Here is a 2,962-nt window from a genome sequence, read left to right as displayed (position 1 = left end):
TTTCGGCAACGCCGCGTGGGGGCACCTCCCGGCCGAAGGCTGGGGGAGTGCGTGCCAGACGCCGCACGCCGGGCGCCCATTCTGTTCGCAGCTCTAAGATCACCTCGGTCGATGTCCGACCGAAAGAACACCCCGACCCGCACCAGTACGCCAAGGCAACCGCCGACCATACGCGTACGAACCGAACCGGACCAGCCCGCACACGCACACGCACACACCGCACGCCGCCCAGGGGCCCGTCGGGCACCCGCCGTCGGCCGCAAGGGGCGACCGATGATGGGGCGGAAGGACGCGGACCCGACACGCCCTGACCAACGACCACCCCAGGCCACCCACCGAACATCGGCCACCGCCCACACGATGAACCGAAAGGACACCCCCGACCCGCACCCAGTACGCCAGGCGCCCCCGCACCGTACGCGTACGAACCGAACCGGGCCTGCCCGCACACGCACACGCCGCACGTCGAACCGGAGCCGCCGCACCAGGGACCCCGCCGGACACCCGCCCCCGAGCGCAGGGGGCGGGGTTCAGGGGGTGGGGGTGAAGTGGGCTGTCGTCAGGGACTGGGCCGCGTCCAGGTCGTGGGCGATCAGGGCCTCCAGGAGGGCCGTGTGCTGGACCGCGTCCGCCAGCAGATCGGCGCGCTGGGTCCGGGCCGGGCTGCCGACCAGCGGTCCCTGGGATCGTCGGTGCAGGTCCTCCGCGATCTGCACCAGCTGCTCGTTGCCGGACAGGGACAGAACCGCCCGGTGGAAGACCCGGTCCGACTCGGCGTACGTCGCCCGGCAGCCGGAGGACGCGGCTCGGACGGTGTCCTCGGCCAGCGGCCACAGCTCCTCCCAGCGCTCGGCCGGCACCGTGCGGGCCAGCCGCAGCACCATCGGCACCTCGATCAGCGCCCGGACCTCCGCCAGCTCGGCCAGCTCCCGCGCGCCCCGTTCGACCACCCGGAACCCGCGGTTCGGCACGACCTCGACCGTGCCTTCGAGCGCGAGCCGCTGCATGGCCTCCCGCACGGGCGTCGCCGACACCCCGAACCGCTCCCCGAGCACCGGCGCCGAGTACACCTCACCGGGCTCCAGCTCACCCGTCACCAGCGCGGTGCGCAGCGCGTCCAGGATCTGCCCGCGCACCGACGCCCGCCGGATCGGGCGCGGCTGCGGCATCGGCTGCTCACTGTGCGTGTGCTCCCCGCGGACGCCCGGCGGCACCGCACCCCGCTCCCGGTCCGCACCCCGCTCCCGACCCGCGCCCGCGGGGAATGCCTGGGCCGGCACCCGGGCCCCCTCCGCCCGCAGCTCCGGGATCCCGGTCCCGGCGGAGTCGTGCACACCGTGCCTCACGGGTCCTCCTCCGGGTTGTCGGCACTTGGGGTCATTACGACGGGTTGTTACCTGTCCGTCAAGCACCCTAGGCGCACGAGACGACAGTTCAAATTCCGAACGGATCAGGCAAGGCTATGCTCACCTGTCCCGTGACGGGCCTGTGGGGCGGTGGGCCTGTGGTGCGGAGCACTCACCGACATCCACTAAGATCATCTACAACCAGGACACCCGTACGGGGGCAGCCGATTCACAACTTCCTCACTTTTCACGGGAACTTTCCGTGGAACCATCCGTATGGGTAGTCTTACTCGAACTCAACTCCCGCCCCTCAAGCGGCAGTTCGAGCAGAACGCCGCCATGGGCATCCCCTTGCGCCTCCTTGGCAGCCTCTTGCCCCGAAACCCCCTGAGGGCCGGTGGAATTGGGCCACTATGGCGGGCGTTACGCCCTATCCCAATGCAAGGGACCCCAGATGAGACTGACCGACATATCGCTGAACTGGCTGCTTCCGGGCGCCGTACTGCTCGTGGGCATCCTGGCGGCGGTGGCGGTGCTCGCGCGCAGCAAGCGGTCCGGGGAGCACGCGAAGATCGAGGACTCGTGGGAGCGGAGCGAGGAGCGGCGCAGGCGCAAGGAGGCCATATACGGTTGGGCTTCCTACGTACTCCTCTTCTGCTGTGCTGCGGTCGCGGCCGCGCTCTCCTTCAAGGGTCTGGTCGGCTTCGGTGAGCAGAACCTGGGCCTGAACAACGGCTGGCAGTACCTCGTGCCGTTCGGCCTGGACGGCGCGGCCATGTTCTGTTCCGTCCTCGCGGTGCGCGAGGCCAGCCACGGCGACGCGGCCCTCGGCTCCCGGATACTCGTGTGGACGTTCGCGGGCGCCGCTGCCTGGTTCAACTGGGTGCACGCGCCCAGGGGCCTGAGCCACGACGGCGCCCCGCACTTCTTCGCGGGCATGTCCCTGTCCGCGGCCGTGCTGTTCGACCGGGCGCTGAAGCAGACCCGCCGGGCCGCCCTGCGCGAGCAGGGTCTCGTGCCGCGTCCGCTGCCGCAGATTCGCATCGTCCGCTGGCTGCGCGCGCCCCGCGAGACCTACAAGGCATGGTCGCTGATGCTGCTGGAGAACGTGCGCAGCCTGGACGAGGCCGTCGACGAGGTCCGCGACGACAAGCGGCAGAAGGAGGAGGCCCGGATGCGCAGGCGCGACCAGCAGCGCATCGAGCGGGCCCAGCTCAAGGCCCTCAGCCGTGGAACCCGCGGCTTCATAGGGCGTGGCGGCCGTCAGGGCGAGCTGCAGGCGGTGGAGCGCGGCTCCACACAGGTCTCAGCGGAGCCTGCCATAGCGGCGCCGGAACAGCTGCCCGTACGCTCTCGGCCCTCCCTTCAGCCGGTCCGCAAAGGGACTGACCCGATCACCGTCGACCTGACCGCGGAGGACGACACCATGGCCCTGCCGCGACTCGACTCCCTGGAGCGCAAGCTCAAGGACCTGGAGCAGCAGTTCGGTTAGAAATCGGTTCGGCCGGCCTTTGGTTCGGCCAGGACTCGGTTCGGCCGAAGCCGGGCACCGCGGGGCGGGGGGGGGGGCCCACCGGGGGCGCCCCCCCCCCCCTGGCGCCGCGGGCCCGGGCCCC

Annotated in this window: 2 protein-coding genes; one reads left to right on the top strand and one right to left on the bottom strand. The window is 71.1% G+C overall.

Annotated elements, in window-relative coordinates:
* Nucleotides 1–530 precede the first annotated feature (530 nt).
* Complete coding sequence (locus ACWEKM_RS44535; protein ID WP_451627022.1) at nucleotides 531–1,346, bottom strand: GntR family transcriptional regulator; 816 nt, start codon at nucleotides 1,344–1,346, stop codon at nucleotides 531–533.
* Between the two features lie 454 nt (nucleotides 1,347–1,800).
* On the opposite strand from ACWEKM_RS44535, the gene ACWEKM_RS44530 reads away from it, so the two are divergent.
* Nucleotides 1,801–2,838, top strand: coding sequence for a DUF2637 domain-containing protein (locus tag ACWEKM_RS44530; RefSeq protein ID WP_451627021.1), 1,038 nt, complete (start codon nucleotides 1,801–1,803; stop codon nucleotides 2,836–2,838).
* Nucleotides 2,839–2,962: the final 124 nt, after the last annotated feature.

This window comes from Streptomyces sp. NPDC004752, assembly GCF_053601275.1.
This window is presented reverse-complemented; position numbering and strand designations above follow the sequence as displayed.

Coding starts and splice junctions, on each gene's coding strand:
- ACWEKM_RS44530 (WP_451627021.1), top strand. CDS start 1,801: ATGAGACTGACCGACATATCGCTGAACTGGCTGCTTCCGGGCGCCGTA.